The following is a 3,904-nucleotide window of genomic DNA, read 5'->3' as shown; positions in this document are numbered from 1 at the left end:
GATCCTACCACCCAGAAGGCGCTCTGGCCTTCCACCGGCAATTACTGTCGCGGGGGGGCCTACGACGCTTACCTGCTGGCCTGTCCCTCCATTGCGGTATTGCCCGAGGAAATGTCCCGGGAACGGTTTGAATGGCTGGAGCGGGTGGGTTCGGAAGTCATCAGGACGCCCGGAGGAGAGAGCAACGTCAAGGAGATCTACGACAAGGTGAAAGAACTGCTGGCGGAACGCGGCGCGGAGATCGTCGTGCTGAATCAATTCGATGAGATCGGCAATTCCCTCTGGCATTATGCGGTCACCGGCCCGGCCATCGAGGAGGTATTCCTGCAGAACCAGAGCCCCCATCAGCGGATGAGTGCCCTGTTCCTCACCCAGGGATCGGCCGGGACGCTGGGAGCTGGTGAATACCTGCGGGAACAATTCCCCCGCATCAAGATCGGCGCCGGTGAAGCCAAGCAATGCCCTACCCTGCTCTACAACGGATACGGATACCACCGTATCGAAGGGATCGGTGACAAGCACGTTCCCTGGATACACAATGTCAGGAATATGGACCTGGTGGTGGACATCGATGACGAGACGGTAATGCGGGTCATGCGGCTGTTCAACGAGCCCGCGGGGCAGGCGTACATGGCCGAACGGGGCATCGATCCCGCCGTCATTGAGCAGCTCCACCATTTCGGCATCTCCTCCATCGCCAATATTATCGGCGCTGTCAAGATGGCAAAGTATTATGAGTTTAACTCGAATGACACCATACTTACCGTGGCGACCGATTCAATGGAGCTGTATGAATCGCGGCTGGCCGAGGCCCGCCAGGACAGGGGTGAGTATTCCGCCACTGACGCAGCGGTCGATTACGAGAGGCGGCTCATGGGCGTTGACAAAGACGATATGCTGGAACTCTCCTATTACGACAAGAAGCGCATGCATAACCTGAAGTACTTCACCTGGGTTGAGCAACAGGGGAAGACCGTGGCCGAATTAAATGCCCAGTGGTACGATGACGACTATTGGAAGCGGCAGTACGCTATGGTAGCCGAGTGGGACGAGGAGATCACGGCGTTCAACGAGCGGATAGGGCTACTCAAGAGGTACCAGTAGCCATCGCCGGCCGGCCGGAGTTTACTTGACACCGCCAGAGAAAATACTCGGGTTCAAATGTGTTCACTGCGGGGCGGAATACCCTCGTGAACCGTTTTGCTATACCTGCGCAGTCTGTGGGAATAATCTGGACGTGGTGTATGATTACCGGTTGATCGGCGGGCATTGGTCAATAGGGGAACTCGCTCGAAACCCGGACCGCTCGCTGTGGCGGTACCTGCCGCTCCTGCCGGTGTTTGACAGGCCTGAGAATCATTCCCTCCGGGTGGGGGGGACCCCGCTGGTTGCGCTCCCCAGGATCGCCGCTGATTTCGATCTGGGCGGTTTCTTCATCAAAGACGACACCCGCAATCCCTCCGGTTCGCTGAAGGACCGGGCTACGGAAGTCGCCGTTCAGCATGCGTCCCAGATTGGGGCGGACATCCTGGTAGCGGCTTCCACGGGCAATGCCGCGGCATCTCTCGCGGCCCTGGCCGCCTTTTATGGCCGACAGGCGGTCATCCTGGCACCTTCTTCGGCGCGGGCGGCGAAACTGACCCAGATCCTGCAACACGGCGCCGTATTGTGTCCCATCGAAGGCAGCTACGATGACGTCTTTGACCTGGCACAAACGGTCGTTGAAGCCCACGGCTGGTATTCCCGCAGTACGGGCATCAATCCGGTACTCTCTGAAGGCAAGAAGACGGTGGCGCTGGAGATAGCGGAGCAGCTGGACTGGCGGGTTCCAGACTGGATATTTGTTCCCGTTGGTGATGGCTGTATCATCGGTGGAGTGTACAAAGGATTTGCAGACCTGCGAGGACTGGGTTGGATCGAGTCGCTACCGAAGCTCGTGGCGGTGCAGGCAGAGGGAGCCGCGGCCATTGTGGACGCATTGGAGTCGAGTAAGGAGATCGAACAGGTTCAGGTGGAAACGATCGCGGACAGTATTGCCGTGGGTATGCCACGCGACGGGCTCAAGGCCCTCAGGGCGGTCCGCAGCAGTGGCGGCTATGGCATCCGTGTATCGGATGCAGACATCCTGCAAGCTCAATACAAGCTTTCCACAACCACGGGCATCTTTGCGGAACCGGCGGCGGCTGCGGCCTATGCCGGATTCCTGCGCTGCACAAAGGAGGGCCGCCTGGCTAATGGTGATAAAGTAGTGGTGTTGGTCACTGGTACCGGGCTCAAGGATATACCCGCTGCAAGGCGGATTCTATCGCCCCCCGATCCCATTCCACCAGACCCAGGTGCTTTCGACGCTTTTATCAAAAGCAAACTCGTTCAGGAGCTGCGCTGAATTGATCATCCCCGACAAGTGGGAATACTTTGAGCTGGCCGTACGGGTGAATGGTCGGGATTATCAGGAGCGCATTCCAACACATTTACGCCTCCTTGACTTTCTACGGGACACGCTTCACCTTACGGGCACCAAGGAGGTCTGCGGTGAGGGTGAGTGCGGCGCCTGCACCGTGCTGCTCAATGGCCAGACCGTCAATTCCTGCCTGGTCCTGGCGGTGGAGACCCATGGCTCCGAGATCACCACCATCGAAGGAGTCAGTTCTAAAGAGCACCTTAGCGAGATTCAGAAGGCATTTATCGAAAACCACGCCGTCCAATGCGGCTATTGCACACCCGGTTTCGTTCTTTCCGCAGTGCATTTGCTAAATAGTCATCCTGAACCGACCGACGAGCAGGTGCAGGAAGCGCTCCAGGGCAACATCTGCCGCTGCACCGGCTACCAGAAAATACATCAGGCCGTTATCAACGCCGGGAAAAAACGATTATGAAGTATTACCGGCCTGATACACTGACCCAGTACTTCGATTATGTGAGTGCTCTGGACTTGTCGCAGGCCGTCATATTAGCCGGGGGTACGGACCTGATCCCCAAATACGAACGAGGCATGACCCTGCCTGATCACCTGATTGACATTAAAGCTATCGAGGAGTTGCAAGGCATTACCGACCAGGAGGAGGCCATTGAGATCGGGAGCCTGACGACCATCGAGTCATTGAAGCAGGATGACATCATCAGATGCCAATTCCCGGCACTCGCCCTGGCTGCCGATGCCTTCGCCGGTGTTCAGATTCGTCACCGGGCCACGTTGGGGGGAAACATCGTCAACGCATCACCAGCCGGTGACACCCTGCCGCCTTTATATGCTTACAAGGCGACAGCCAGAATTACCGGTCCCGAGGGAGAAAGACATGTCCCCCTGGCGGATTTTATCCAGGGTCCCGGCCGGGTGAGCTTGAATCCCGGGGAACTGCTCCAAGCTATCATGATTCCTAAGACCACCAAGCGATCATTCTTTTACAAGCTGGGATTACGTCGCGCTATGGCGATAGCCGTTGCGAATTTCGCAGTGGTGTATGCCACCAAAGATCACCATTTCTCGGATCTGACGATTGCCGCGGGTGCTGTCGCTCCTCAGGTGGTGTACCTGAACTCGCTCGCCGACGCCATGATACGTGACGGCCTTCCCCAACAGGAGGCGCTGGACCTGATCGAGCAGGATATCGCCCCTATTGATGACATACGGGGATCCGCCGCATACCGCCGCAGGGCGTTGAAGAACCTTCTGGGATACTACCTGGACCGTCTCCTGGAGCAGAGCCATGGGGGATAAGTTTTCCCCGCTACCCGTTGACCGGTTGTTCAAATGGGTCACGGCGGAAGAAGGCCAGAGATACATTCTAGGCATACCGCAGGAGCTTTTTTTCCGGCCACATCCGGACGACCTGTTCCGGTTGACCCATTATGGGCAGCTTCTGGAGACGCCGATTGGTGTCGCCGCAGGGCCCCATACTCAGTT

At 57.6% G+C, this 3,904-nt stretch carries 5 protein-coding genes; all 5 read left to right on the top strand.

Going from position 1 to position 3,904, the window contains the following annotated elements:
• Positions 1 to 1,104: pyridoxal-phosphate dependent enzyme (locus tag ACETWG_10785; GenBank protein MFB0517070.1), on the top strand; the 1,104-nt coding region annotated here is incomplete at its 5' end.
• 133 nt (positions 1,105 to 1,237) lie between these two features.
• Positions 1,238 to 2,386: a threonine synthase gene (gene thrC, locus ACETWG_10780; protein MFB0517069.1), complete on the top strand. Its 1,149-nt coding sequence runs from the start codon at positions 1,238 to 1,240 to the stop codon at positions 2,384 to 2,386.
• Between the two features lies 1 nt (position 2,387).
• Positions 2,388 to 2,876: a (2Fe-2S)-binding protein gene (locus ACETWG_10775; protein ID MFB0517068.1), complete on the top strand. Its 489-nt coding sequence runs from the start codon at positions 2,388 to 2,390 to the stop codon at positions 2,874 to 2,876.
• Positions 2,873 to 3,718: a xanthine dehydrogenase family protein subunit M gene (locus tag ACETWG_10770; GenBank protein MFB0517067.1), complete on the top strand. Its 846-nt coding sequence runs from the start codon at positions 2,873 to 2,875 to the stop codon at positions 3,716 to 3,718. Before ACETWG_10775 ends, ACETWG_10770 begins: the two co-directional genes overlap by 4 nt.
• A partial coding sequence (locus ACETWG_10765) for a hypothetical protein (GenBank protein ID MFB0517066.1) occupies positions 3,708 to 3,904 on the top strand: 197 nt, incomplete at its 3' end. The genes ACETWG_10770 and ACETWG_10765, both read left to right, overlap by 11 nt.

Source organism: Candidatus Neomarinimicrobiota bacterium (assembly GCA_041862535.1).
Taxonomy (GTDB): domain Bacteria; phylum Fidelibacterota; class Marinisomatia; order SCGC-AAA003-L08; family TS1B11.
This window is presented reverse-complemented; position numbering and strand designations above follow the sequence as displayed.

Coding starts and splice junctions, on each gene's coding strand:
- ACETWG_10770 (MFB0517067.1), top strand. CDS start 2,873: ATGAAGTATTACCGGCCTGATACACTGACCCAGTACTTCGATTATGTG.